Below are 25,978 nucleotides of genomic sequence, written 5' to 3'. Positions count from 1 at the left end.
CTTGTCAGTTGATGCGGCGGCCCCAACCCCGCCGCTGGTTCAGCTCAGGCGACGCTGCTTTCGCGGTAGCGCGCCGTGGCCAGGCACAAGCCGCCGATGGCGGTGCCGCAGGCCAATGTGGCGGCGACGATGGGCAGGCCCCAGCCGGCGGTGAACAGCAGGCCGGCGACGATGGGGCCCAGGGCCGCACCCGCCCGGCCCAGGCCGATCACGAACCCGGTGCCCCCGGCGCGCAAGCTGGCGGGGAAGGATTGGGCGATGACGGCGTAAAGGCCGGCGGTGGCGCCGTTGGTGAAGAAGCCCCCGACGCAGGCGATGGCGGAGATGCCGCCCAGGGTGGTGAAGCCCTGGCCGAACACCGCGACGGCGACCGCACCGCACAGCATGGAGCCGACCACCAGGGTGCGCACGCCGAAGCGCTGGGTCAGCAGGCTGAGGGTGAACGCGCCGGTGGCGCCGCCGACATTGGCCCAGACCAGCACGCCGCCGGCCAGGGCGGGGGCGAAGCCCATGTCCACCACGATCTTCGGGATCCACTTCACCAGGAAGTAGAAGGTCATCATGTGCCCGAAGTAGGACAGGGTGAGCAGCAGGGTGACGCCGACCATGGCGGGCGCCAGCAATTGCGCCACGCTGAAGCCCTTCTTCACCACGTCCAGCGGCGGCAGGGCGGCCAGCGGCTCACGGCCCTGGCGCACCATGGTGTGGTTGATCCGGGCCAGGGCGTTGGCCGGACGCTTGTGCAGCAGGAAGGCGATGGTCTCCGGCACCAGCCACAGCACCAGCGGAATGAAGCACAGGGTGCAGATGGCGCCGAATTCGAACACCGACTGCCAGCGCCCGGTGACGGCCAGCAGCCAGGATGCAGCCGACCCGCCCAGGATGGCGCCCATGGGGTAGCCGCCGGTCATGATGGCGACCGCCAGGTTGCGGCGCTTGGCGTTGGAACATTCGGCCACGATGGCGTTGGTGGCGGCCAGCATGCCGCCGATGCCAAGGCCGGTGAACAGCCGGTAGGCCGACAGGATGGGCACGTCGGTGGCGGTGGAGGCCAGGAACATGCCCAGCGACATGATGCCCAGGCAGCCCAGGATGGTGGGCCGCCGCCCGATGCGGTCGGCCAGGGTGCCCAGCAGCAGGGCGCCCACGCCCATGCCGAACAGTTCCATGGACAGCACCAGGCCCAAAGCCGCCCGGGTGATGCCCCAATCCTTGGCGATGCCGGGGGCGGCGAAACTGATCGACAGGACGTCGAAGCCATCCAGCGCGTTCAGCGCGGTGGCGATAGCGATGGCGAGCACCTGCCGGTAATGCATGGGCTCGCGGGCGATCAAGACGCGTGGATCTTCCATAGTCCTCCCCTATGCCGGCACAGGTGTGCCGGCCCCGCGTTTTATTGTATTTATGAGGCCGGCCCCGTCTTCTTGGGGTCCGTGGCCGGCCGTATCCGGTCTGGCTGCTAATCAGCGCATGATCAGCTGCCCGGCTGGGCGGCCACCGAGTAGGTGACCTGCTGGTTCCGGGTCTTCTGGAAATCTTCCAGCGATTGGCCGCGCATGGCGGCGTAGATGTGCAGGTTGGACACGCCGACCACGGCACCCAGCTTTTCCAGCAGGAAGAAGATGGCGCCGTAGTGGATCAGCCCGCGCCAGTCCAGGCGGCGGATCAGGTCGCGTTCCTCCTCCGACAGGCCGTGTTCGGCGAACAGGGCCTCCGGCTCCGCCTTGAAGCGCGCCCGGAAAGCCGGATCGATCAACTGGTGCAGGAAGCTGTTGATGCGGAAGCCCTTGGCGCTGCGCTCCAGCGTGTAGGGGTAGGTGCCTTCCAGCCCCTCCGCCCCGCGCAGCTGTTCGCCCATGCGTTCGCGATGCGCGTCCAGCGCGGCGTCGGGCAAGGGGGCCGCCTCATTCTCATAGATCGCCGTGGCGATGGCGGTCATGGAGGGCAGGTAATAGCTGCGGTGGACGCGGCGGACGTTGGCGGACAAGGCCCCGCGCATCACCAGCCACATGATGACCTCCGACCCTTCCATGCCGCCCAGGCGGGCATAGTCGGCATGGGTCAGGGTGGTCAGGGCGACGGGATCCTTTTCCAGCAGGTCCAGGAACTGCTCATCCCATTCGGTGTTGTTGAAGCCGCAGCGCTCGCCATGCACCTGGTGCGACAGGCCGCCGGTGGCGACCAGCGCCACCTTGATATCCTCCGGATAACTCTCGATGGCGACGCGCAGGGCCTGGCCCAGTTTCCAGCAGCGCTTGGCTGTGGGGATGGGGAATTGCAGCACGCCAACCTGCAGCGGCACGATCTTGAGCGGCCACTGGCCGTCCTCCGGCGTCATCAGCACGGACAAGGGGGAGAAGACGCCGTGGTCCAGGGGTTTGCCCCGGAAGGTCGCCATGTCGAATTCATCGGTGAACAGCGACTGGACGATGTGCCGCGACAGGGCCGCGTGGCCGCCGATGGGGGGCACCCCGCGCACCCCGCCGCCCTCATCCGCGACCGGATAACGGTCGTCCACGCCCAGGGCGAAGGCGGAATACTGGTCGAAGAAGAAGGACGTGATGTGATCGTTGTAGATCATCAGCAGCACGTCCGGCCGCTTCTCCGCCAGCCAGCGCTGGATGGGGCGGTAGCCTTCGAAGATCGGTTTCCAGGCCGGATCCTCCTGCTTGCGCGCGTCCAGGGCGAAACCGATGGTGGGGGTGTGGGATGTGGCGATGCCGCCGATGATCTTAGCCATGGATATTACCGCCGTTGAATGGCGTGGCCGGCGGGATCGGATGGGACATGACGCTGTCCCCGGCGCGCGGGATGCGGATAACGGCCATCGCACTCATGAAAAAGCGACCTCCCAAATTTTGGGAAATGCTGCGCCGGTCGCCGCCGCCACGCCAGATCGAATCATGTTCATGGTATAAGTTGGTGCTATAGTTAAGCCAACGTCGTATCGGGCGGCGGCCCGCTTCGGCCCACAGACAGGGCCAAAGCCGCTGATGCGTGATTTGACAACCACCGGGTCCACCCTCCCATTCCCCCTATGCCCCTGATCCCATGCACGGCCCTTTCGACTTCAATTTGCGCCACCTGGACGCAACGCTGGCCATCTCTCAGCACGGCAGCCTGAAGGCGGCGTCGGACGCGGTGAATTTATCCCAGCCCGCACTGACCCAGGCGTTGGCGAAGCTGGAGAAAAGCCTGGGCGTGCACCTGTTCGAACGGCAGGCCAGCGGCACCACGCTGACCGCGGCGGGGGCGCTTTTCCTGCCCCGCGTCGCCCGCGCCATCGAGCGGCTGCGGGACGCTGGCCGCCGCCTGCGCCGGTCCATGCGGCTGCCGCCCATCCAGTTTTTCGAACGCGTGACCTCCATGGGCCATCTGCAGGCCCTGGTCGCGGTCGAGGGGACGGGCGGCTATGTCCTGGCCGCGCGCACCCTGGGCCTGGCCCAGCCCTCCGTCCACCGGGCGGTGAAGGAATTGGAGGCGACGCTGGGCATGCCCCTGCTGGAACGCGCAGGCCGGGCCATGCGGCCGACGCCCCAGGGGGAGCGGCTGGTCGTCGCCATCCGCCTGATGGCATCGGAACTTCAGGCCGGCTTGGATGAGCTGGCGACGGCGGCGCGGGTGGGGGCCGCCCGCATCCGCATCGGCGCCTTGCCGCTGTCGCGCTCCGCCCTGCTGCCGGACACGCTGGCGCTGTTCATGCGCGACCATCCCCAGACCGACATCACCATCATCGAAGGGCCGTATGAGGAACTGCTGGCCGCCTTGATCGGGGCCGAGATCGACTTCATCGTCGGCGCGCTGCGGCACCCAGCACCCACCAGCGCCATCGTGCAGGAACCGCTGTTCGCGGAGGATCTGTTCATCGTGGCCCGGTCCGGCCATCCTTTGGCCGGATCCGCCGACGCGACGGCGGCGGCACTGGCCACATATCCCTGGATCGTGGGGGCGACGGGGTCGCCCATGCGCCAGCGCTGGGACGCCATCTTCGCCGATAGCGCCAAGCCGGCGGTGCAGATCGAAAGCAGTTCCATCCTGCTGGCGCGCGGGCTGATCATCGATGGCGACTGGCTGGCCCTGATGTCCAAGGATCAGTTCCGGATTGAGCGCGCCACCGGCCTGCTGGCCCCGGTGGGTGGGCCGGTGCCGGGGTCCCGCCGCCTGATCGGGGTGACCACGCGCACCGACTGGCTGCCGACCACGGCGCAGGCGGCGTTGATCGCCTGCCTGAAGCAGAAGGCCGCGGTGCGGTCGTCGGTGTCCTGAGGGCGCGCGGCCGGCCTTGTGATGCGAAGGCCGGCCGCGCCCACGGCAACTCAGCTGCGGCCGGCGGCCTTCAGGATCAGGCCGGCGATTTCCTGCGCGTGCGACACCAGGGTCAGGTGGCCACCGTCGACCTCGATGGTGGTGGCGTTCATGCGCTTGGCCAGGAAGCGTTCCAGGTCGGGGGCGATGGTCAGGTCCTGCTTGGACACGGCGTAGAACACCGGCTTCTCATGCCAGGCGGCGGCGGTGGTGCGACCGGCGAAGATGCTGGCGGCGGTGGGTTCCTGTTCCGCGTACAGCGCCTTGGCCTGGGCGGGGGCCACGCCGTTGGCGAAATAGTCCAGGAAACCCTTCTCGGAAATGACGGTCATGCCGTCATGGTTCTGCACCTCGCCCCGCACCGGCATGGTGGGGAACTTGGCCGACAGGGCGACGAAATCCTCATCCGCGTCCGGCGCGCGGGCGGCGACGTAGACCAGGGACGTGACCTTGGGGTCGGTGCCGACATCGCTGATCACCGTGCCGCCCCAGGAATGGGCCACCAGCACGGTGGGGCCGTCCTGCTGCGCCAGCACGGCGCGGGTGGCGGCGTCGGAATCCGCCAGCGAGGTCAGGGGGTTCTGCACGGCGGTGACGTGCAGGCCCTTGGCCTGGAGGATCTTGATCACCTCATTCCAGCTGGACCCGTCGGCCCAGGCGCCGTGCACCAGCACGACGTTGTTGGCGGGCGCCGGCGTGGCGGCCACCGCCGGCAGGGCGGCGGCGCTGACAGACAGGGTGACGGCGGCGATGATGGACAGCATGCGGGACATCTGCGATTTCCTTGATCGGGGGACAGGGCGAAACGGTTGCTTCATTCCTGTCTTCGATGCCCCGGCGGCTTTCGTAACAGCCGCCGGCGAATTTTTTTCGACACCCCCTGTAACAAATGGCCGCTCGCCGGCGAAGGATGGATATGGAGGCGGTGGAGGAACGATGGGCGGCGGCGATGCGCGCGGAACGGCGCGGCGACGCCGTGGCCTATCAGCGCTTCCTGGCGGAGGTGACCACCCTTCTCCGTCGCATCGTCAGCAAACGGCTGGGGCGCTTCGGCCTCGGCACGGCGGAAACGGAAGACATCGTGCAGGAAATCCTGATCGGCCTACACACCAAGCGCCACACCTGGGACCCGCAGCGGCCGCTGATGCCCTGGCTGCACGGCATCGCCCGCTACAAGTTCCTGGATGCCGCGCGCAAGCTGCGGCGCGAGGTGCGGGCCACGGCCGATTTCACCATCGATGATTTGGCGGAGGTGCTGGCCGCCCCGGCGGAGGATGCCGACCGCGCCGGCCTGGACCTGAACCGCCACATCGGCCAATTGCCGGCCAGCCAGCAGGGCGTGGTGCGGGCGCTGGCCGTGGACGGCCTGTCGCCCCAGGACGCGGCCCAGCGCCTGGACCTGACGGAAGGCTCCGTCCGCGTGCTGTTCCACCGCGCGCTGAAGTTCCTGTGGAACGCGGCGGAGGGCGTTGAGGCGAAGGACAAGCGACCCGGAAAGGACCGGTCATGACACAGCCGACGGAAACCCTGATCCAGCAGATGTCCGCCCAGGCGGGTGGGCGCGCCGGTCTGCGCATGGAGGTCTTTCCCCGGGTGCTGGCCCTGGTGGTCCTGCTGGCCCTGGCCTGCGCCATCGCCGTGGTGCTGGTTCTGGAAAACGTGCGGCCGGACATCGCCGTGGCCGCGACGCAAGCGCCCTTCCTGTTCAAGCTGGCGGGCACCGGCGTGCTGGCACTGGCCGGCGCCTGGCTGGTGTCGCGCGCGGTGGCGCCGGGGCGGGGCGGGGCGCCCGTGGCCCTGCTGCTGCCGGGCCTGGCCATCCTGGCCTTCCGCGCCGCGACCGACCGGTCCGGCCTGTCCTGGCTGGGCCTGCATCGCTACTCCGCCCCGATCTGCATGGGCATCATCATCGCAGCGTCCCTGCCGGCCCTGGCGGCGCTGATCCTGCTGCTGCGCCAGGGCGCGCCAACCCGCCCTGTCCGTACTGCGGCCCTGGCCGGCGCCCTGGCCGGCGCCCTGGGCGCCATGGCCTACGCCCTGGCGTGCGAGAACGACGCCGGCAGCTTCGTCCTGCTGTGGTACGGCGCCGCCATCGCCATCGTGGCGGCGGTGGGGGCGCTGGCGGGGCGGGTGGCGCTGCGGTGGTAGGTTATGCTCGCATGACCACGTGTGGGCATCATTTTGTGGAAATAGTCAACTCTAGGAGGTATGTTGCAACGGTTTATGAGATCGCGCCTACGCCAGCGCCACTAGTCATATGGTCGGCGCCTAAAAACTAAAAATTCAATCATATTGGATAAATAATATGAGATTTAAGGAAATAATCTGCCCGTCCTGTCAAAAACTCATACCGATCCCTAATGATATTAGTTCACTTGAGTGCCCTTATTGTAAATTTCTTATTAAGGAATCAGCCGCTCCTGGCGCAACAATATCAACATTATTGGGGTTGGCTCGTACCGCTATTGCGGCTGGAAACATGGTTGAGGCGCTTGATTATTTTAACAGAGTTCTTGAATCTGATCCAACCAATGCAGAGGCTTGGTTTGGAAAAGGAAAGGCTGCAGGCTGGCAATCGACAATCGCAAATATTAGATTGCCGGAAATGTTAATTGCATTTAATCATGCCATATCTAACGCTAATGATGAAAGAAAAGAGAGTGTTGTTCTCGAGGCGATCGACGAGGCAAACCGTATAATAGTTGCCATATATGGAATGGCGCGTAAACATATGCTTGAGTACGTTTCCCTTAATAATTCCTGGCCTGCATACGTACAGCAAGTTGCCAATCTAGTGGATTGCCTGTCACAGTTAAGCTCAATTATGCCCTTAAGCAAAACGACCCATGAGAATATAGTTTATCTATGCAAAGACAATATTGAAGGCGTCAAATATAGAGATAAATTTAATAACAATTACGCAAAATCATGGACTCTTACTCCGCAATATGAAGAGAAGCTACGTTCAATAATGGAAGTTTCTGTGGGGAGCTTAAGGAAAATCGATCCGGAATATGAGCCCCCTGTGATTGAAAAAAATGTGGCTGATGCTTGCTTCGTTATCACTGCTACGATGGGGGACGCTAATGATCCTACGGTCATATTTATGCGACTTTTCCGAGATGAGTGGCTTTTGTCGCGCAAATGGGGGAGATTGTTTATAGATTTATATTATTGCTATGGCCCAAAGCTTGCCAATTTCATTGCAAAAAAGCACATTAGGCAAAAGGTGGCGTTCATTTTAATTGTGAAGCCGGCTGACTGGATTGCCCATAAACTTCTAAAGATCTAATTACTGAGATGTGAAGTGCCAATGGGAATCCTCTTTATTCACTTCCGGTTCTGCTGAGCGATTTTTGATCAACTAAAACTTGATATCCCTGATCCATTCCACCAGCGCCCGGTTGACCGCCGCCGGCTGTTCCAGCGTCGAGGCATGGCCGCAGTCGGGTATCACTACCAGCCGTGCGCCGGGGATGGCCGCCGCCATCTCATGGGAACGGGCCGGCGGGATCAGCGGGTCGCTGTCGCCCACCAGCACCAAGGGTGGGCACGGCGATGGCGGCCAGGCCGGGGCGGGAGTCCGGGCGGGCGATGATGGCCGCCGTCTGCCGGGCGAGGCCGTCCACGCCCACCGCCAGGCCTATGCGCAGCATCACCGCCTCCAGCGCCGCGTCGCCGCGGCGGGCGGGATGCAGCATGTTGGGCGTCACCTGGCGCAGCAGGCCGCCGAAATCGCTGGATCGGGCCAGGGCCAGCAGGCCGCGGCGCTGGTCCGACTGCTCCGGCGTGTCGGGCTGGGCCTGGGTGCTGATCAGCGCCAGCTTTTCCACCCGCTCCGGCGCCTGGCGCATGATCTCGAAGGCGACGTAGCCGCCCATGGAGATGCCGGCCAGGGCGAAACGGGGCGGGGCCGCCGCCAGGATAGCGGCCGCCATTTCCGCCATCGTCTCGCCGGCCAGGGTGTTGGCCACCATGACCGGGCCATGGGGCCACAGCGCCGCGATCTGCGGCGCGAAGATCTCGGCGGTGCACAGCAGGCCGGGGATGAGAACGATGGGCGTCATCCCCGGTATCATGCCCCCTTGGCCTTGCGTTTCTTCGGCGCCACCACTTCCACCGCCGGTGCCGCCTCCGACAAATAGGGCTTCAGGTAGCGGCCGGTGTGGCTTTCGGGCGCGTCGGCCACCTGTTCCGGCGTGCCTTCGGCCACGATGCGGCCGCCGCCGGCGCCGCCCTCCGGCCCCATGTCGATGATCCAGTCGGCGGTCTTGATGACCTCCAGGTTATGTTCGATCACCAGCACGGTGTTGCCCTGGTCCACCAGGGCGTGCAGCACCTCCAGCAGCTTGCGCACATCTTCGAAGTGCAGGCCGGTGGTGGGTTCGTCCAGGATGTAGAGGGTGCGGCCGGTGGCCCGGCGCGACAGTTCCTTGGCCAGCTTGACGCGCTGCGCCTCGCCACCCGAAAGTGTCGTTGCCGGTTGGCCGACATGGATGTAGCCCAGCCCGACCTCGTTCAGGGTTTCCATGCGGTCGCGGATGGCGGGCACGGCCTGGAAGAAGCTGGCGGCCTCCTCCACCGTCATGTCCAGCACCTCCGCGATGCTCTTGTCCTTGTACAGGACCTCCAGCGTTTCGCGGTTGTAGCGCTTGCCGTGGCAGACGTCGCAGGTGACGTAGACGTCAGGCAGGAAGTGCATCTCGATCTTGATGACGCCGTCGCCCTGGCAGGCCTCGCACCGGCCGCCCTTGACGTTGAAGCTGAAGCGGCCGGCGCCGTAGCCGCGAGCCTTGGCCTCCGGCAAGCCGGCGAACCAGTCGCGGATGGGGGTGAAGGCGCCGGTGTATGTCGCGGGGTTGGAGCGCGGGGTGCGGCCGATGGGCGACTGGTCGATGTCGACGATCTTGTCCAGGTGGTGCAGGCCCAGGATGTCGTCATGCGCGCCCGGATGCTCGCGCGCGCCGTTCAGGCGCTTGGCCAGCGCCTTGTACAGCGTCTCCACCACCAGGGTGGACTTGCCGCCACCCGACACGCCAGTGACGCAGGTGAAGGTGCCCATGGGAATACGGGCATGGACGTTCTGCAAATTGTTGGAGCGGGCGCCCACCACCTCCAGGAACTGCCCCTTGTGGCCGGCGCGGCGCCGGTCGGGCAGGGGGATGCGGCGACGGCCCGTCAGGTAGTCGCCGGTGACGCTGGCCGGGTTGGCCATGACCTCCGCCGGCGTGCCGGCCGCCACCACCGTGCCGCCATGGATGCCGGCCCCCGGCCCCATGTCGACCAGGTAATCGGCGGTGCGGATGGCGTCCTCGTCATGCTCCACCACCAGCACGGTGTTGCCCAGGTCGCGCAGGCGCTTCAGCGTCGCCAGCAGGCGGTCGTTGTCGCGCTGGTGCAGGCCGATGGACGGCTCATCCAGCACGTACAGCACGCCGGTCAGGCCGGAACCGATCTGGGACGCCAGGCGGATGCGCTGGCTCTCGCCACCCGACAGGGTGCCGGAGCCGCGGTCCATCGCCAGATATTCCAGGCCGACATTGTTGAGGAAGCCCAGCCGCTCGTTGATTTCCTTCAGGATGCGGTTGGCGATCTCACGCTGCTTGGGCGTCAGGTGGTCGTCCAGGGCGGTGAACCAGGCGCCCGCCTCCTGGATGGACATGCGGCTGATCTCGGCCACGTTCCGGCCGTTGATCTTCACGGCCAGGGCTTCCGGCTTCAGGCGGGCGCCGTTGCAGGCCTCGCACGCTTGCGCCGACTGGTACTTGGAAAGCTCCTCCCGCATGAAGTTGCTTTCCGTCTCCTTCCAGCGGCGCTCCAGGTTGCGGACCACGCCCTCGAACGCCTTGTTGGTCTCATACGCCCGCAGGCCGTCGTCATAGCGCAGGGTCACCGGCTTGCCGCCGGACCCGAACAGGATCATGTTGCGCAACGCTTCCGGCAGGTCGCTCCACGGCGTGTTCATGTCGGCGCCGTGATGGCGGGCCAGGCTTTCCAGCGTCTGGGCGTAGTATTGCGAGGTGGACCCGGCCCAGGGGGCGATGGCGCCCTGCTTCAAGGTCAGGCGCGCATCCGGCACCACCAGTTCGGGGTCGAAGTACAGCTTCTGGCCCAGGCCGTCGCAGGCCGGGCAGGCGCCGAACGGGTTGTTGAAGGAGAACAGCCGCGGCTCGATCTCCTCGATGGTGAAGCCGCTGACCGGACAGGCGAACTTGGCGGAGAACACGGTGCGTTCGGCGGTGTCGGCGTTTTCCGCGAACACCAGGCCGTCGGCCAGCTCCAGCGCCGTTTCCAGCGAGTCGGCCAGGCGGTTGCCCAAGCTTTCATTCACGACCAAGCGGTCGACCACCACCTCGATGTCGTGCTTCAGCTTTTTGTCCAGCGCCGGCGCCTCGTCGATCTCCATCATCTCGCCGTTGATCTTCACGCGCTGGAAGCCGCGCTTGCGCAGTTCCTGAAGCTCTTTCTTGTATTCGCCCTTGCGGCCGCGCACGACAGGGGCCAGCAGGTAGAGGCGCGTGCCTTCCGGCATGGCCATGATGCGGTCCACCATCTGGCTGACCGTCTGGCTTTCGATGGGCAGGCCGGTGGCGGGGGAATAGGGGATGCCGACCCGCGCGTACAGCAGGCGCATATAGTCGTAAATCTCCGTCACCGTGCCGACGGTGGAGCGGGGATTGCGGCTGGTCGTCTTCTGTTCGATGGAGATGGCGGGGGACAGCCCTTCGATGCTGTCCATGTCCGGCTTCTGCATCAGTTCCAGGAACTGGCGGGCGTAGGCCGATAGGCTTTCCACATAGCGCCGCTGCCCCTCGGCGTAGATGGTGTCGAAGGCCAGCGATGACTTGCCGGAGCCCGACAGGCCGGTGATCACCACCAGCTGGTCGCGCGGCAAATCCACGTCGACGTTCTTCAGATTATGTTCCCGCGCGCCGCGGACGCTGATATGTTTGTTCATGGTATGTTCTGAATAGCCGATCTGGGCAGGGGCCGGCAAGGGGATTGAGCGGGCAGGTGCCGCCTGTCCCCCGCCAGCCGGGACAGCGCCTTAATATGGGGGGCCTTGTGTCAAAAGGCGACAGCAGGATGCATGCGCTTCCGCATTGGGGCAGGGGTGCGTCGCCCCCGCCTTGAAGCCTCCCCCTGGGGGTAGGTCCGGATCGATATTTTGGGTATGCCGGGGCCTGGGACCACCATCGCTGTGGCAAATATCCGGCGTGGCGGTGTAGGCTCCCCCATCAACTGCGGGGTCGCGCGCGAGGCGCCCGACCCCATACCGGATTCAGGACGGGTCGGACATGGCTGGAAGCGTCAACAAGGTCATCATCATCGGCAATCTCGGCAAGGAGCCGGAGATCAGGTCCATGCAGAACGGCGGCAAGGTGTGCAACCTGCGCATCGCCACCTCTGAAACCTGGAAGGACCGCAACAGCGGGGAGCGGCAGGAACGCACCCAGTGGCACCAGGTCGTCATCTTCAACGAGGCGCTGATCGGCGTGGCCGAGCGTTTCCTGAAGAAGGGCTCCAAGGTCTATCTGGAAGGCCAGCTGGAAACCCGCAAGTGGACCGACCAGTCCGGCCAGGAAAAGTACACGACCGAAATCGTGCTGCGCCCCTACCGCGGTGAACTGACCATGCTGGACGGCCGCGAAGGCGGCGGTGGCGGCGGCGGTTACGAGTCGGGCGGCGACTATGGCGGGGCCGGTGGCGGCTCCAGCTACGGCGGCGGTTCCTCGGGCGGCGGCAGCGGTGGCGGCTACGGCGGGGGCGGTTCGTCCTCCTCCGGCGGCGGTTCGCGCGGCGGCTTCGGCGGCGGTGGCGGCAAGCCGGCCGACGATCTGGACGATGAGATCCCGTTCTAAGCCGGGGCCACTTTCATCTTTTCGGGAAGCGCGTCGCCCCATCCGGGTCGGCGCGCTTTTCGTTTGCGCGCCTGTCGGTCGAAGATGATATTGATGGTGCGCGCATAAGTCGTGTAATGTTGCGCGAACACAATTCACGTTCGGGGCGACCATGACGACGTGGGTATCGCTGGTGAACAACCTGTCCGCCACGTTTCCCGTGGCGACGACGGTGAACCCCTTCCTGGATGCCAAGGATTGGGGGGTGGAGGCCACGGCCGTGCCCGCGCTTGACGGCGCGGCCATCCTTTGGATGAGCCGTGGCGACGGCATCACCGATCACAAGAGCTGGACCTTCACCTCGGCGTTCGAGATCGCGGGCGTGCCGGTGACGGCGCAGGTGTTGCTGACCGGCACCCTGTTGTCCAGCACCATGCAGATCCAGGTGACGGCCGGTGGGGTGGCGTCGGGCTGGTCGGATCGGGCCAACATCGCCGTTCCGTTCACCGGCACCGATGGTGCCGCCTACGCCGTGACCGGCGCCGTACTGGCCGTCGGGCCGCTGTCCTCCGACAACGTGTCGTTCGCCGTGGCGCGGACGACACTGCCCCAGATCAAGCACATGGTCGTGCTGATGATGGAGAACCGGTCGCTGGACAATCTGCTGGGCTGGCTTTACGGCCCGGACGATCCGCCGGCGGGGTATTCCCCGTCCAATACGCCGCAACCCTATCAGGGCCTGTCGCCTGACACCTATTCCAACAGCAATCCGGACATCAACGGCGGCAACCCCGTCTACGCGTCGGCCGGCACCACGGCATGGCCGACGGATGACGGCCCGATCAATGCCTACTGCGTGCCGACCCCCGATCCCGGGGAACAATTCTACCATGTCGGTGGCCAGATCAGCGGCAACATGGGCGGCTTCCTCAACGACTACCTCGTGCAGGTCGGGGAAGCGAAGCATCCGCTGGCCAATGCGGCGCAGATCATGCAGTCCTACGCGCCCGATCAGCTGAAGGTCATTTCCGCCCTGGCGCGCGGCTTCGCCCTGTCGGACGCCTGGCACGCCTCCGTCCCCAGCCAGACCTTTCCCAATCGCGCCTTCATGCTGGCCGGGTCCTCCGCCGGGAACGTCAACAACACCCGCGTTCCCTGGGACATTCCCACCCTGTTCGACGTGCTGGAAAGCCAGGGCATCAGCTGGGCAGTCTACAATGACAGCATCCTGCCGTCGCTGACCAAGGCCATCTTCTTTTCCAAGTATGGCGGCAACGAAAAGAACTTCGGCTCCATCGACGATTTCGCCAAGTCCCTGTCGGACGGGACGCTGCCAACCTTCACTCTGCTGGAACCCAGCTTCGGCCCCCTGGAATACGACCGCAGCTTCCATCCCCCCTTCAACGTCCTGCCGGCGGACCAATTCCTGGGCCGGATCTACACCATGATCGCGGAAAGCCCGCGCCGCGACGACACCCTGTTCCTGCTGCTGTTCGATGAGCATGGCGGCACCTACGATCATGTGGAGCCGCCGGGCGGTGCCGCCGGCGCGTGGCCGGATCCCGTGGCGACGGACGGGTCGGCGTTCACGTACAACCGTTTCGGCGTCCGGGTGCCGGCCGTCGTCATGTCGTCCTACACGCCGCGCGGCATCGTGTTCCGCAGCGCCACGGGCGTGCCTTACGACCATACCTCCGTCCTGAGCCACCGTGCGGGACTGGCTGGGCCTGCAGGCGGCGTTCAAGGCGCAACTGCCCAGCCCGCGCATCGCCGTGGCCCCAACGTTGGCGCCGCTGGTTTCCGGCCAATCGCCGGTTCCCTGGCCCGCCGCCCCCCTGGACGATGACGCGGCGGCGGCGGAAACGCCGCCGCCCGGCCCCACGCCGCTGAACGATGTGCAACGCGAAGTGCTGCTGGCGGCCGCCGCGAGCATCGGCGGGCGGCTGCACACGGCGGAGGAAAGGGCGGAGGCCCTGGCCCACCTGGTCACACTGGACGACGCGAAGGTTTGGCTGGCGCCGCTGCTCCCCTTCCTGCGCACGCGATAGCTCACAGTCGCCGGTACATCACCAGCGCATCCACCTCGCCCAGCGCCGGGTGGGCGAAGGCGCCGGGCAGGCGGCCGACGATGGCGAAGCCCATGGCCTGCCACAGGCGTACGGCGCGTTCGTTGGTGGAAATCACGAAGTTGAACTGCATGGCGCGGAAGCCGGCGGCCGTTGCTGTGTCCAGTGAATGGGCGCACATGGCCCGCGCCACGCCGCGCCCCTGGACATCCGCCGCCGTCATGTAGCCGCAGTTGGCCACGTGCGCCCCGCCGCCCGCCTGGTTGGCCCGCAGGACGTAGGTGCCCAGCACTTGACCCTGGTCCTCGGCAACGAAAGTCTGGCGATTCGGCCCGGTCCAATAGGCCAGTGCTGCCGCGCGGTCCATGTCGCGGGGCAGGGCATAGGTCTCGCCGGCACGGATCACCGGTTCCAGGATGGCCCAGATGGCATCGGCATCCTCAGGGCGGGCGGGCCGGATATCGGGCATGGAACACCTTCGCTTTCGGGGGATTGCCGTCGACCGGCCCGTGGATGATAGGGTGTGCGCTTCCCAGGAGGTTAATGGCGGCGGTGATCTTGCATCAACCGGCGCCCGGCACAGCGAGACGGACCATGCGCACGCTTAAGATCGCCCTGCACCAGATGAACTACACCACGGGCGATTTCCGCGGGAATTTCGAGCGGACCAAGGCCAGCATCCTGGGTACGGCAGAAGCCGACCTGCATGTCCTGCCGGAATGCGCCGTCGCCAACTATGCCGCCGGCGATTACCTGCTGGAGGCCGACTACCAGCAATCCATCGTCGAATGGACGGAGCGGTACCGCCAATTGTCGGAGGAGGCCGGGACCGCCATCGTCGTTGGCACGCCCCTGCGCGGCAAGGTCCAGGGGCGCAAGATGGGCAATGGCCTGGTCGTGTTCGACCGGGGGCGGGAGGTGCTGAGCCAGTTCAAGACCCACCTGCCCAACTATGACGTCTTCGACGATGTGCGCTGGTTCGAGGCGCGGGGGGAGCAGACGGGGGCGGACGCCGACCTGGGCGTGCTGCGCTTCGATGCCGCCGGCGGGCCCGTCACCCTGGGCTTCTGTATCTGCGAGGACATCTGGTTCGACGATGTCACCCGCACGTTGCGGGCCCTCGGGGCGGAGGCCATCGTCTCGCTGAACGCCAGCCCCTATGCCATCGCCAAGGGCAACTTCCGCCGCCGCCTGTTCGCCCAGCGCGTGGATGAGACGGGTGTGCCGCTGGTCTACGTCAACCAGGTGGGCGGCAATGACGAACTGGTGTGGGAGGGCTGTTCCGCCGTGATGGACCCGGCCGGCGCCATCCATGAGATGGCGATCGGGCGCGAAGGGGGGGAGGTCGCAACCCTGGTGGATGGGGGGCAGGGCTTCCGCTTGGCCGTCGCCAAGCCGCCCGTGCACCTGACCGACGCCCAGGAACGTTACCTGGTGGTGGGACTGGGCCTGCGCGACTACATCCTGAAGAACGGTTTCCAGGACGTGGTGCTGGGCCTATCGGGCGGTGCCGATTCCACCCTGGTCGCCATGCTGGCCAGCGATGTGTTCGGGGCCGACAAGGTGAACGCCGTCCTGATGCCGTCGCCCTACACCAGCGACGGGTCCAACAGCCGCGCCTTCGGCCTGGCCGCCGGCGTGGGCGCCGGTTTCAGCGCCATCAGCCTGCCCATCACGGTGGAGTATGAGGCGGGCCGGGAGAAGTTTCGCAACGCCTTCGGCCGCGACATGGGCAGCCTGGCGGATGAAAACCTGCAGGCGCAAATCCGCGGCAACACCCTGTCCGCCATTTCCAACGACCATGGCCGCCGCGCCATCCTGGGCACCAGCAACAAGAGCGAGATCCTGATGGGATACGGCACGCTCTACGGCGACATGCGCGGCGCCTTCAACCCGCTGAAGGACCTGTACAAGGCCATCGACGTCTTCCCCATGCTGGAGATGCGCCTGGCCCAGGCGCGGGAGCCCGATTCGCAGTTTGCCCAAATCTGGGAAGCGGCGTTCGGCCGGCCGCTGGAGCCCTACGACCGGACCGCCCAGGACGCGCTACGCGCCGTCATCGATGTGCCGCCCAGTGCCGAACTGAAGCATGACCAGCGCGACACCGACAGCCTGCCCCCCTATCCCCGGCTGGACGCCGTGCTGTGGGAGATGGAGGACGCCAAGGAACGCCAGACCGATGCGGAAATCGCCGAAAAGCTAGGCGAGCCGCTGGAATTCGTGCAGGACATCCGTCGCCGCGTCCGCCGGGCGGAGTTCAAGCGTTTCCAGTCGCCGCCAGGCCCCAAGGTCCACCGCAAGTCGCCCACCACCAAGGACCGGCGCTTCCCCTTGACGGCGCGATTCACCGGTTGATCCGCCTGCATCCGTGACGCAGCAAAATAGTATTAACATACAACTGTACTAATTGTGGTGGCATGCCGTCACCAGCGTCTGCTAGAAGTTACAGATATTAATAAATCTGTGCCTTCTGGTGACGTACATGTCTGCATATTTGTCAAAAAAATTGAGGTACACGCCGTTTGTGCTCGTTTGTGCGGCCGCCTCACTTAGTGGCGGGCAGGCGCTGGCGCAGCAGACGCCGGATGCCGGCAGCATCCTGCGTGATACCGAACGGACGACGCCGAAGCTGGCCCCCCGGCCGGAGCCCACCCAGCCCCTGCTGCCGGAACCGGAGGGCCCGTCCCTCAAGGCCGAAGGACAGACGGTGCGGGTCACCGCCTTCCACATCGCCGCCACGGTGTTCCCGGAGGCTGCGCTCCAGGGTGTTCTCAAGCCTTATCTCGACCGCGACCTGACGCTGGGCGACCTGCAGAATGCCGCCGCCGCGATCAGCGCCTACTACCGCGCCCACGGCTATCTGGCGCGGGCCTACCTGCCCAAGCAGGAGATCAAGGACGGCAACGTCGCCATCACCGTGCTGGAAAGCCATTTGGGCCGCGTGGTGGTCGATCCCTCCAGCGAAAGTCGCCTCGATCCCGAAACGGCGTCGGCCTATCTGCTGGACCGCCAGGCGGCGGGCGACCCGCTGCGCACCGACGCGTTGGAACAGGGCATCGCCACGCTGAACGCCCTGCCCGGCCTGGCCGCCACGGCGACGGTGGAGGCGGGGGAGGCGGCGGAACAGACCGACATCCGCCTGAAGCTCAAGGACGGCCCGCTGGTCAGCGGCCTGGCCCTGGTGGACAATGAGGCCCAGCGGGCCAGCGGTGGCTGGCGCGGCATCGCCATCCTGTCGGCCAACGACCTTGCCGGCATCGGCGACCAGACCACGCTGACCGGCATGCGCAGCCTGGGCACCAATTACGGGCGGCTGGCCGCCACGATGCCCGTCGGTTATTCCGGCCTGCGCCTGGGCCTGAACGGCGCTGGTTTCAACTATCGGGTCAGCAGCGACTTCAACAGTTCCACGCCCGATGGCTGGGGTGCCACCGGCGGCGCCACCGCGACCCTGCCGCTGCTGCGGTCGCAGGACGCCGCCATCGACGGGCGATTGACCTATGACCACAAGCGCCTGGTCAACCGCGTCGCCGGGGTGGTGTCCAGCATCAGCGTGATCGACGTCGCCACCCTGGGGGCCGGCGGCGTGGTGAAGGATGGCTGGGGCGGCGTCGACCAGGTCGATATCGCCGTCTCCGGCGGCAACCTGGACCTGGGTGGCGTGCCGGACAATGACAGCACCGACAAGGCGACCGTCCGCACCGGCGGCGGCTACGCCAAGCTGACGGCCAACTTCAGCCACCAGCATCCCCTGGGCGACGGCTGGGCGGCGGTGCTGCGCCTGTCCGGCCAATGGGCCAGCGGCAACCTGGACAGTTCGGAGCGGTTCGCCCTGGGCGGCCCGGATGCCGTCCGCGCCTATGCCGTCAACGAAGGCCAGGGGTCCGAGGGGGCGGTCGGCACGCTGGAACTGCAATGGCGGCCGGTTGACAGCCTGCGCCTGGCCGCCTTCTGGGACGGCGGCTGGATCCGGCAGTTCACCACCACCTGGGCCGGCTGGAACCAGGGCGGCGGGGAGCCCAACAGCTATGGGCTGGAGGGGTTCGGCGCCACCATCACCTGGACGCCGCTGGATGAGCTGTCGCTGGACGCCACCGTGGCCCACGTCGTGGGCGACAATCCCGGCCGTCTGCCGGATGCCAGCGGAGAACGGCTGGACAGCGACGGCCTGCACCGCCGCACCCGTGCCTGGGTGCGGGCAACCTTCAGTTTTTAAGTAGATCCATAATATTTCTATGGGGACACATCATGATGTTGAGTAAGAAATACGCGCACGCTCGCCAGCTGTCCTTGCGGGGACTGCTGCTAGCCGGAACCATCCTGGCGCCCGGCCTGGCCTCGGCCGGCACGCCGGCGTCCAACGCCCTGCCCACCGGCGGCACGGTGGTGTCCGGTCAGGCGGCGATCAGCCAGAGCGGCTCGGCCCTGACGGTCAATCAGTCCACCGACAAGGCCATCCTGAACTGGACGGGCTTCGACATCGGGTCGCAGGCCTCGGTGACCTTCGTGCAGCCGACGGCGTCGTCGCTGGCGCTGAACCGGGTGACGGGCTCCGATCCGTCGCAGATCCTGGGATCGCTGAAGGCCAACGGCAATGTCGTGCTGGTCAATCCTAACGGCATCGTTTTTGGTGCAGGATCCACGGTGGACGTGGGCGGCCTGATCGCCTCCACCCTCGACATCAAGGACAGTGATTTCCTGGCCGGCCGCCTGGTGTTCCAGGGTTCCGGCGGCACGGTGGAGAATGAGGGCGCGCTGACCGCCGCCGATGGCGGTGCCGTGGCCCTGCTGGGTGGCCATGTGGTCAACAACGGCGTCATCACCGCGAAGCTGGGCACGGTGGCCCTGGCGGCAGGCAGCCAGGTGACCCTGGACTTCAGCGGTCGCGGCCTGCTGGGCGTGGCCGTCACCCCGGCGGCGGTGCAGGCGCAGGTGGACAATGGCGGCGCCATCGTCACGCCCGGCGGCACGGTGCTGCTGACCGCCAAGGCGGCGAGCACCTTGGCCGGCGGCGTCATCAACGACAGCGGCGTGATCGAGGCGGCCTCGCTGACCTCGACCGGCGGCACGGTGGTGCTGGACGCCAGCGGCCCCATCACCCTGGCGGGGGCCACCATCGACGCCTCAGGTGCCACCGGTGGCGGCAAGATCCAGGTGGGCAGCGCCAGCAACAGCAGCACCAGCCTGGACGCGGCCACGGTGCTGAACGCCTCCGCCACGGTATCGGGCGACGGCGGCAAGATCGAGACCTCGGGCGCCACCCTGACCCTGGCCGGTGCCAAGGTCACGGCGGCCGGCGCCAATGGCGGCAAGGCCGGCGACTGGCTGCTGGACCCTTATGATTTGACGGTGGATGCGTCGGCGGCGTCCAGCATCAGCACGGCGCTGTCCGGCGCCAACGTCACCCTGCAGACCACGGCCACCGGCACCAGCGGTTTCGGCACCGCCACGTCCGGTTCCGGCGACATCGTCGTCAATTCAGCCATCAGCTGGTCGGCTAACACCACCCTGACCCTGGACGCCTATCACGGCGTCACCGTCAACGCGCCCATCACCGCCAGCGGTGCCAGCGCCGGTTTGGTGGTGAAAACGAATGACGGTGGCAGCGGTGGCCTGCTGACCGTGGCCTTCGGCAGCCCGGTCACCCTGTCGGGAAGCAGTGCGGCCCTGACGGTCAATGGTGCCGCCTATACGCTGATCCACACGGTAGCTCAGCTTGAGGCCCTGGAGGGAAGCGGTGCCACGGCGTCGGGCCATTACGCCCTGGCGGGCGACATCGACCTGACTGGCACGGGATCGTTCACGCCCATCGGCTATGTCTCCACGTCCAACAATGCTTCACCGACCGTGTTCACTGGCGTGTTCGAAGGCTTGGGCCATACCATCACCGGCCTGACGGTTAACACGGCCAGCGCCAGCAATCTCGGCCTGATCTCCGACATCGGCACGGCCGGCACCGTTCAGAATGTGGAATTCATCAACAGCGCGGTGACGCTGTCGTCCGGTTATACGAACGCCGGTGTCATCGCCGGCCAGAACAACGGGACGATCTACAACACCGGCGCCTTCGGCTCCGTCACCGGCAGTACCGCCACCAACATCGGCGGCTTGGTCGGCTACAATACCGGCCTGGTCAGCACGTCCTTCGCCAATGACAGCGTCAGCGCCGGTGGCACCAATATCGGCGGGCTTGCCGGGTACAGCAGCGGCACGGTCGATAATTCCTACGCGACCGGCAACGTGACCGCGGCGGACGGCAGTTCCTACATCGGCGGATTGGTCGGCTATAGTTCGGGGACGATCTCGAACAGCCATGCGGAAGGGGCGGTGAGCGCTTCGACTAACGCCGCTTACGTGGGCGGTCTGGTTGGATACACCGCCACCACCGGCGCCATTACCGTTAGTCATGCTGACGGTGCCGTTACGACAGGCGACGGTTCCAGCCGTATTGGCGGGTTGGTCGGTGGGGATTCTGGGGCCATAACGACCAGCTATTCCACGGGTGACGTCACGACGACTGGTCAGACCAATTACGTGGGCGGACTGGCCGGCTCAAGCAATGCCACCATCAGCGATAGTTTTGCCCGAGGGGACGTTATCGCTGACAACGCGAACTACGTCGGTGGGGCGGTCGGTGCTATTGTGAATAAGGGGGCACTGACATACGTCTATGCCATGGGGTCGGTTACCGTCACGGGGGACGCTACCGCCGTGGGGGGACTGGTCGGGTCTATCAACGCACTGCAAACGTCTGCCGCCAGCATCACCAGCAGCTATTCTTTGGGTAACGTAACCGTGGGCGGCACGGGCTCGGAAGTTGGCGGCTTGGTTGGTTTCAACGGCACCACGATCACGACCAGCTATACCACCGGTAATGTGGTGGCCGATAATAGCGAATACGTCGGCGGGCTCGTCGGCTACAACTGGGGCCAACTCAGCGCATCCTACGAAACAGGAAGCGTAGCCGGTTACGGCATTGTCGGTGTCGTCGCTGGGCGGAACATGTCGGGTGGAGGGGTAATCGCGAATGTATACGGTGCCGGCAGCGCCTCTATCGATGGCGGTGCTCCATTCTATGGCGCCATCTACCAGAGCTACGGCACGGCGACCAACGTCTCCGTCCTGTCCTATAATGACAGCTTCAACCAGGCGAGCTACACGGGCTTCGACTTCACCAACACCTGGTACTCCATCGACGGCTACACCCGGCCGTTCCTGCGGGTCGAATACACCACCAATATCGCTAACTCCCATCAGCTTCAGTTGATGACTATGGACCCGACCCGGGACTATACCCTGGCGCGGCCCATCGACCTGACCGATGAGATGAGCAACCCGTCCAGCATGTGGAAGCTGTCCACGGGCTTCGTCTCCATCGGCTACAACACTGCGGATGGCAACGCTTCGCCCACCGCCTTCACCGGCACTTTCGAAGGCGGCGGCAACACCATCACCGGCCTGAAGATCATCTCCACCGGCTCCAACATCGGCCTGTTCAGCGAGGTTGGTGGCGCGGGCACGGTTGAGGATCTGACGCTTTCCAACGTCTCGATCACGGCGGGCGCTTCCTCCAGCAACGTCGGTGCCATCGCCGGTGTGAACTACGGCACGATCTCAAACTCCACGACCTCCGGCACCATCACGGCGCCCTCTGGCGCGGAGAATGTCGACGGCATCGCCGGCGCCAACTTCGGCACGCTCACGAATAATGCATCGAGCGTGTCCATCATCGACGGCGACTGACGCTATCTGAACGTCATTCCTGTGGGGAGGCGGGGCGGCAGCTCCGCTTCCTTGCAGCGTGGCGATGTTCAGGCGTTGGCTCTTTATTTCCAAGTAAATCCATTTAATTATTGAGATGGGGTAGATGATGATGCGGAGTAAAGTGTTCGCACGTACCGGTCGGCTGTCCTTGCGGGGACTGCTGCTGGCCGGAACCATCCTGGCACCCGGCCTGGCCTCGGCCGGCACGCCGGCATCCAACGCCCTGCCCACCGGCGGCACGGTGGTGGCGGGCCAGGCGGCGATCAGCCAGAGCGGCTCGGCCCTGACGGTCAACCAGTCCACCGACAAGGCCATCCTGAACTGGACCGGCTTCGACATCGGGTCGCAGGCCTCGGTCACCTTCGTGCAGCCGACTGACTTCGTCGCTGGCGCTGAACCGGGTGACGGGCTCGGACCCGTCGCAGATCCTGGGATCGCTGAAGGCCAACGGCAATGTCGTGCTGGTCAATCCTAATGGCATCGTTTTTGGTGCAGGATCCACGGTGGACGTGGGCGGCCTGATCGCCTCCACCCTCGACATCAAGGACAGTGATTTCCTGGCCGGCCGCCTGGTGTTCCAGGGCTCCGGCGGCACGGTGGAGAATGAGGGCGCGCTGACCGCCGCCGATGGCGGTGCCGTGGCCCTGCTGGGTGGGCACGTGGCCAACAACGGCGTCATCACGGCGAAGCTGGGCACGGTGGCCCTGGCGGCGGGCAGCCAAGTGACCCTGGACTTCAGCGGTCGCGGCCTGCTGGGCGTGGCCGTCACCCCGGCGGCGGTGCAGGCGCAGGTGGACAATGGCGGCGCCATCGTCACGCCCGGCGGCACGGTGCTGCTGACCGCCAAGGCGGCCGGTGCCTTGGCTGGCGGCGTGATCAACGACACGGGCGTGATCGAGGCGGCCTCGCTGACCTCGACCGGCGGCACGGTGGTGCTGGACGCCAGCGGCCCCATTACCCTGGCGGGGGCCACCATCGACGCCTCGGGTGCCACCGGTGGCGGCAAGATCCAGGTGGGCAGCGCCAGCAACAGCAGCACCAGCCTGGACGCGGCCACGGTGCTGAACGCCTCGGCCACGGTGTCGGGCGACGGCGGCAAGATCGAGACCTCGGGCGCCACGCTGACCCTGGCCGGTGCCACGGTCACGGCGGCCGGCGCCAATGGCGGCAAGGCCGGCGACTGGCTGCTGGACCCCTACGACCTGACGGTGGATGCCTCCGCCGCCTCCAGCATCAGCACGGCGCTGTCCGGCGCCAACGTCACCCTGCAGACCACGGCCACCGGCACCAGTGGTTTCGGCACTGCCACGTCGGGTTCCGGCGACATCGTGGTGAACTCCGGCATCAGCTGGTCGGCGAACACCACCCTGACCCTGGACGCCTATCACGGCGTCACCGTCAACGCCCCCATCACCGCCAGCGGGGCCAGCGCCGGCTTCACCGTCGTCACCAACGATGGCGGCAGCGGCGGGCTGCTGACCGTGGCCTTGGGCAGCCCGGTGACGCTATCGGGCAGCAGTGCCGCCCTGACAGTCAACGGCAATGCCTACACCCTGATCCACACGGCGGCCCAGCTTGAGGCCCTACAGGCGGATGGCGTCGCCGCCGATGGCCACTACGCCCTGGCGGGCGACATCGACCTGACCGGCACGGGCTCGTTCACGCCCATCGGCTATGTCACCGGTACGGACAACTCCTCGCCGACCGCCTTCTCCGGCGTGTTCGAAGGGCTGGGCCATACCATCACCGGCCTGACGGTCAACACGGCCAGCGCCAGCAACCTCGGCCTATTCGCTGACATCGACGTGGGCGGTACCGTCCAGAACGTGGAGTTCATCAACAGCGCGGTGACGCTGTCGTCCGGTTATCAGAACGCCGGTGTCATCGCCGGCCAGAACAACGGCACGATCTACAACACCGGCGCCTTCGGTTCCGTCACCGGCAGTACCGTCACCAACATAGGCGGCCTCGTCGGCTACAACACCGGCCTGGTCAGCACATCCTTCGCCAATGATAGCGTCAGCGCCGGCGGTACCGATATCGGCGGGCTTGCCGGGTACAGCAGCGGCACGGTCGATAATTCCTATGCGACCGGCAACGTGACCGCGGCGGACGGCAGTTCCTACATCGGCGGATTGGTCGGCTACAGTACGGCCACGGTATCGAACAGCCATGCGGAAGGCGCGGTCGTCGCTTCAAACAATACGACCGCCGTAGGCGGCTTGGTCGGGTATGCCTCCGGCGGTTCCATCACGGTCAGCCATTCCGATGGTTCCGTCACGGCGGGGGCGGGTTCCCGTACAATTGGTGGGTTGGTGGGCTACAACGCCGCATCCATGATCACCAGCTACTCGACCGGCAACGTCACGGGAACCGGTTCGGGGAATTTCGTGGGCGGTCTGGTTGGCGTGAACGCCGGCGACATCAGCGACAGCTTTTCACGTGGGAATATCAGTGCCGGAAGCCACCAAGTTATCGGCGGTGCGGTCGGTTGGAACCTGGGGACGCTGAACTACGTGTATGCGATGGGATCAGTTGATGTCGCAAGTGGCGGTTTCGTGGTTGGCGGGCTTGTTGGGCGCAATCTAAGCGGGATTATTTCAAGTAGTTACTCCATCGGTGACGTGACCGTGGGCGATGGCGCTTCCGCCATCGGCGCCCTGGTTGGTAGCAATGCTGGTACGATTACCACCAGCTACACCACCGGGAACGTCCAGGCCGGCAGTTCCGCTTTCAATCTTGGTGGATTGGTCGGGGCGAATACCGGCCAGATCAGTACGTCTTATGGAACGGGGTCAGTAACTGCCGGTACCGGCGCGTACAATATCGGTGCCGTCGCTGGCTTAAATACCGGAACGATCAGTTCTGTATATGGCAGTTGGCGGCGTTTCCACCGGTACCACCACGCTTCCCGCCATCGGCTCGAATTCCGGCACCACCACCAACGTTTCCGTCCTGTCCTATGACGACAGCTTCAGCCAGGCGGGCTACACGGGTTTCGATTTCACCAACACCTGGTATTCCATCGACGGCTATACCCGGCCGTTCCTGCGCGTTGAATACACCACCAACATCGCCAATTCGCATCAGCTTCAGCTGATGACCATGGATCCAACCCGGGACTACACCCTGGCGCGGCCGATCGACCTGACGGCTGAGATGAGCAACCCGTCCAGCATGTGGAACTTGGCCACCGGTTTCGTTCCCATCGGGTATGTCAATGGCCTGTCCCCTATTACGTTCACGGGTAGCCTGGAGGGTGGCGGCAACACGATCACGGGTTTGAGAATCGCCAGTGGCGGTCCCTTCCTGGGCTTGATCAGCGTCGTGGGGGGCTCGGTCAATAACCTGATTATCGCCGATGGTTCAGTAACGCTGGTGGACGGCTCTTACGACGCCGGTCTCTTAGCCGCCGTGAATTATGGGACCATCACCAATTCCGCCGTGTCTGGGTCCATTACCACGGGACAAAGTCAATTTATCGGCGGCCTGGTTGGTATTAACTATGGAACGGTATCAAAAGATTCCGCGAGCGTTTTTATAAGCACGACATCTGGGGCAGCTGATATTGGTGGTTTGGTGGGCTATAACGGTGGAAACATCAGTAATAGCTATGCAGCATATCCGATATCTGGAGCGAATATGACCAATGTCGGCGGGCTTGTTGGAGAAAACGGCCAGAATCCCAATGGAGTTCCGGCGTCTATTGAGACAAGTTATTCGGATTACGCCTTTATAATTTCCGGATCTATCTCTAATATAGGAACGCTTGTTGGTTATAACTCGTTCGGAACCGTGGATTCGAGCTACGCCACTGATGGCGGTAATATTCCGTTCATAGGCGCAAACGGCAGCACGGCGTCAGTCAAGAACAGTTCCGTCCTTTCCTATAGTGACAGTCTCCTCCAGGCCAGTTACGTGGGGTTTGACTTCACCAACGTGTGGACCATCTCCGCCGGCCAGATGCCGACGCTGAGGTGAGCGGCGTGGGCGATCAGTTTG

The 25,978-nt window shown here is 65.4% G+C and carries 20 protein-coding genes and 1 pseudogene; 14 read left to right on the top strand and 7 right to left on the bottom strand.

The window, feature by feature from the left end; all coding sequences use genetic code 11:
• Positions 1 to 44: 44 nt before the first annotated feature.
• Both PW843_06865 and PW843_06860 read right to left on the bottom strand, forming a co-directional pair.
• The gene (locus tag PW843_06865; GenBank protein ID MDE1146333.1) at positions 45 to 1,352 is read right to left on the bottom strand and encodes an MFS transporter; all 1,308 of its coding nucleotides are present in this window, start codon (positions 1,350 to 1,352) and stop codon (positions 45 to 47) included.
• A 122-nt stretch (positions 1,353 to 1,474) separates the two neighbouring features.
• On the bottom strand, positions 1,475 to 2,740 hold the full coding sequence (locus PW843_06860; GenBank protein MDE1146332.1) for a gallate dioxygenase: 1,266 nt from the start codon (positions 2,738 to 2,740) through the stop codon (positions 1,475 to 1,477).
• On the opposite strand from PW843_06860, the gene PW843_06855 reads away from it, so the two are divergent.
• Positions 2,739 to 2,918, top strand: coding sequence for a hypothetical protein (locus PW843_06855; GenBank protein ID MDE1146331.1), 180 nt, complete (start codon positions 2,739 to 2,741; stop codon positions 2,916 to 2,918). The two genes, PW843_06860 and PW843_06855, sit on opposite strands and share 2 nt — an antisense overlap.
• A gap of 133 nt (positions 2,919 to 3,051) precedes the next feature.
• Entirely contained in the window at positions 3,052 to 4,266 is a 1,215-nt protein-coding gene (locus PW843_06850) for a LysR family transcriptional regulator (protein ID MDE1146330.1), read from the top strand.
• A gap of 50 nt (positions 4,267 to 4,316) precedes the next feature.
• Here PW843_06850 and PW843_06845 read toward each other — a convergent pair whose 3' ends face one another.
• Positions 4,317 to 5,078, bottom strand: coding sequence for an alpha/beta hydrolase (locus tag PW843_06845; GenBank protein MDE1146329.1), 762 nt, complete (start codon positions 5,076 to 5,078; stop codon positions 4,317 to 4,319).
• A gap of 137 nt (positions 5,079 to 5,215) precedes the next feature.
• On the opposite strand from PW843_06845, the gene PW843_06840 reads away from it, so the two are divergent.
• From PW843_06840 to PW843_06830, 3 genes are all read left to right on the top strand, one after another.
• Positions 5,216 to 5,815 carry a sigma-70 family RNA polymerase sigma factor gene (locus PW843_06840; GenBank protein ID MDE1146328.1) on the top strand — a complete coding sequence of 200 codons (600 nt, stop codon included), beginning with the start codon at positions 5,216 to 5,218 and terminating at the stop codon, positions 5,813 to 5,815.
• Positions 5,812 to 6,453 carry an NrsF family protein gene (locus tag PW843_06835; GenBank protein MDE1146327.1) on the top strand — a complete coding sequence of 214 codons (642 nt, stop codon included), beginning with the start codon at positions 5,812 to 5,814 and terminating at the stop codon, positions 6,451 to 6,453. The genes PW843_06840 and PW843_06835 overlap by 4 nt, the downstream gene beginning before the upstream one ends.
• A 157-nt stretch (positions 6,454 to 6,610) precedes the next feature.
• A complete protein-coding gene (locus tag PW843_06830) occupies positions 6,611 to 7,597 on the top strand; it encodes a tetratricopeptide repeat protein (protein ID MDE1146326.1) in 987 nt (328 codons plus the stop codon).
• 72 nt (positions 7,598 to 7,669) lie between these two features.
• Here the strand turns inward: PW843_06830 and PW843_06825 are convergent.
• The 3 genes and pseudogenes from PW843_06825 to uvrA form a co-directional block, all read right to left on the bottom strand.
• A pseudogene (locus tag PW843_06825) lies at positions 7,670 to 7,852 on the bottom strand (alpha/beta fold hydrolase).
• Positions 7,797 to 8,243 (bottom strand): alpha/beta hydrolase, encoded by a 447-nt coding sequence (locus tag PW843_06820; GenBank protein ID MDE1146325.1) that lies wholly within the window; start codon positions 8,241 to 8,243, stop codon positions 7,797 to 7,799. Before PW843_06820 ends, PW843_06825 begins: the two are co-directional and overlap by 56 nt.
• Positions 8,244 to 8,380: 137 nt before the next feature.
• On the bottom strand, positions 8,381 to 11,263 hold the full coding sequence (gene uvrA, locus PW843_06815; protein ID MDE1146324.1) for an excinuclease ABC subunit UvrA: 2,883 nt from the start codon (positions 11,261 to 11,263) through the stop codon (positions 8,381 to 8,383).
• Between the two features lie 340 nt (positions 11,264 to 11,603).
• Between uvrA and ssb the strand changes: the two genes are divergently transcribed.
• From ssb to PW843_06800, 3 genes are all read left to right on the top strand, one after another.
• Positions 11,604 to 12,167 carry a single-stranded DNA-binding protein gene (ssb, locus tag PW843_06810; protein MDE1146323.1) on the top strand — a complete coding sequence of 188 codons (564 nt, stop codon included), beginning with the start codon at positions 11,604 to 11,606 and terminating at the stop codon, positions 12,165 to 12,167.
• 151 nt (positions 12,168 to 12,318) lie between these two features.
• Entirely contained in the window at positions 12,319 to 13,992 is a 1,674-nt protein-coding gene (locus PW843_06805) for an alkaline phosphatase family protein (GenBank protein ID MDE1146322.1), read from the top strand.
• Positions 13,931 to 14,194, top strand: a complete 264-nt coding sequence (locus PW843_06800; protein ID MDE1146321.1) for a hypothetical protein — start codon at positions 13,931 to 13,933, stop codon at positions 14,192 to 14,194. The genes PW843_06805 and PW843_06800 overlap by 62 nt, the downstream gene beginning before the upstream one ends.
• A gap of 1 nt (position 14,195) precedes the next feature.
• On the opposite strand, the gene PW843_06795 is transcribed toward PW843_06800, so the two are convergent.
• The gene (locus PW843_06795; GenBank protein ID MDE1146320.1) at positions 14,196 to 14,681 is read right to left on the bottom strand and encodes an N-acetyltransferase; all 486 of its coding nucleotides are present in this window, start codon (positions 14,679 to 14,681) and stop codon (positions 14,196 to 14,198) included.
• Positions 14,682 to 14,806: 125 nt separating this feature from the next.
• Here PW843_06795 and nadE point away from each other — a divergent pair, with 125 nt between their 5' ends.
• The 6 genes from nadE to PW843_06765 all read left to right on the top strand — a co-directional run bounded on the left by nadE (position 14,807) and on the right by PW843_06765 (position 25,957).
• Positions 14,807 to 16,567, top strand: coding sequence for an NAD(+) synthase (gene nadE / locus PW843_06790; GenBank protein MDE1146319.1), 1,761 nt, complete (start codon positions 14,807 to 14,809; stop codon positions 16,565 to 16,567).
• Positions 16,568 to 16,736: 169 nt separating this feature from the next.
• Complete coding sequence (locus PW843_06785) at positions 16,737 to 18,428, top strand: ShlB/FhaC/HecB family hemolysin secretion/activation protein (GenBank protein MDE1146318.1); 1,692 nt, start codon at positions 16,737 to 16,739, stop codon at positions 18,426 to 18,428.
• A gap of 32 nt (positions 18,429 to 18,460) precedes the next feature.
• Positions 18,461 to 21,955 carry a filamentous hemagglutinin N-terminal domain-containing protein gene (locus PW843_06780; protein MDE1146317.1) on the top strand — a complete coding sequence of 1,165 codons (3,495 nt, stop codon included), beginning with the start codon at positions 18,461 to 18,463 and terminating at the stop codon, positions 21,953 to 21,955.
• Positions 21,956 to 22,097: 142 nt separating this feature from the next.
• A complete protein-coding gene (locus tag PW843_06775; GenBank protein MDE1146316.1) occupies positions 22,098 to 22,451 on the top strand; it encodes a hypothetical protein in 354 nt (117 codons plus the stop codon).
• Positions 22,378 to 24,942 (top strand): GLUG motif-containing protein, encoded by a 2,565-nt coding sequence (locus PW843_06770; protein MDE1146315.1) that lies wholly within the window; start codon positions 22,378 to 22,380, stop codon positions 24,940 to 24,942. The genes PW843_06775 and PW843_06770 overlap by 74 nt, the downstream gene beginning before the upstream one ends.
• Entirely contained in the window at positions 24,848 to 25,957 is a 1,110-nt protein-coding gene (locus PW843_06765) for a hypothetical protein (GenBank protein MDE1146314.1), read from the top strand. Before PW843_06770 ends, PW843_06765 begins: the two co-directional genes overlap by 95 nt.
• Positions 25,958 to 25,978 lie beyond the last annotated feature (21 nt).

It is taken from the genome of Azospirillaceae bacterium, assembly GCA_028283825.1.
GTDB lineage: Bacteria > Pseudomonadota > Alphaproteobacteria > Azospirillales > Azospirillaceae > Nitrospirillum.
The sequence above is the reverse complement of the archived record's forward strand: the minus strand, read 5'-3'. Positions and strand labels throughout refer to the sequence as shown.

Bases quoted from the DNA above. Each gene is read 5' to 3' on its own strand.
- PW843_06865 (MDE1146333.1), bottom strand. From the start codon at position 1,352: ATGGAAGATCCACGCGTCTTGATCGCCCGCGAGCCCATGCATTACCGG.
- PW843_06855 (MDE1146331.1), top strand. From the start codon at position 2,739: ATGGATATTACCGCCGTTGAATGGCGTGGCCGGCGGGATCGGATGGGA.
- PW843_06860 (MDE1146332.1), bottom strand. From the start codon at position 2,740: ATGGCTAAGATCATCGGCGGCATCGCCACATCCCACACCCCCACCATC.
- PW843_06850 (MDE1146330.1), top strand. From the start codon at position 3,052: ATGCACGGCCCTTTCGACTTCAATTTGCGCCACCTGGACGCAACGCTG.
- PW843_06845 (MDE1146329.1), bottom strand. From the start codon at position 5,078: ATGTCCCGCATGCTGTCCATCATCGCCGCCGTCACCCTGTCTGTCAGC.
- PW843_06840 (MDE1146328.1), top strand. From the start codon at position 5,216: ATGGATATGGAGGCGGTGGAGGAACGATGGGCGGCGGCGATGCGCGCG.
- PW843_06835 (MDE1146327.1), top strand. From the start codon at position 5,812: ATGACACAGCCGACGGAAACCCTGATCCAGCAGATGTCCGCCCAGGCG.
- PW843_06830 (MDE1146326.1), top strand. From the start codon at position 6,611: ATGAGATTTAAGGAAATAATCTGCCCGTCCTGTCAAAAACTCATACCG.
- PW843_06820 (MDE1146325.1), bottom strand. From the start codon at position 8,243: ATGGCGGCCGCTATCCTGGCGGCGGCCCCGCCCCGTTTCGCCCTGGCC.
- uvrA (MDE1146324.1), bottom strand. From the start codon at position 11,263: ATGAACAAACATATCAGCGTCCGCGGCGCGCGGGAACATAATCTGAAG.
- ssb (MDE1146323.1), top strand. From the start codon at position 11,604: ATGGCTGGAAGCGTCAACAAGGTCATCATCATCGGCAATCTCGGCAAG.
- PW843_06805 (MDE1146322.1), top strand. From the start codon at position 12,319: ATGACGACGTGGGTATCGCTGGTGAACAACCTGTCCGCCACGTTTCCC.
- PW843_06795 (MDE1146320.1), bottom strand. From the start codon at position 14,681: ATGCCCGATATCCGGCCCGCCCGCCCTGAGGATGCCGATGCCATCTGG.
- nadE (MDE1146319.1), top strand. From the start codon at position 14,807: ATGCGCACGCTTAAGATCGCCCTGCACCAGATGAACTACACCACGGGC.
- PW843_06780 (MDE1146317.1), top strand. From the start codon at position 18,461: ATGATGTTGAGTAAGAAATACGCGCACGCTCGCCAGCTGTCCTTGCGG.
- PW843_06765 (MDE1146314.1), top strand. From the start codon at position 24,848: ATGGCAGTTGGCGGCGTTTCCACCGGTACCACCACGCTTCCCGCCATC.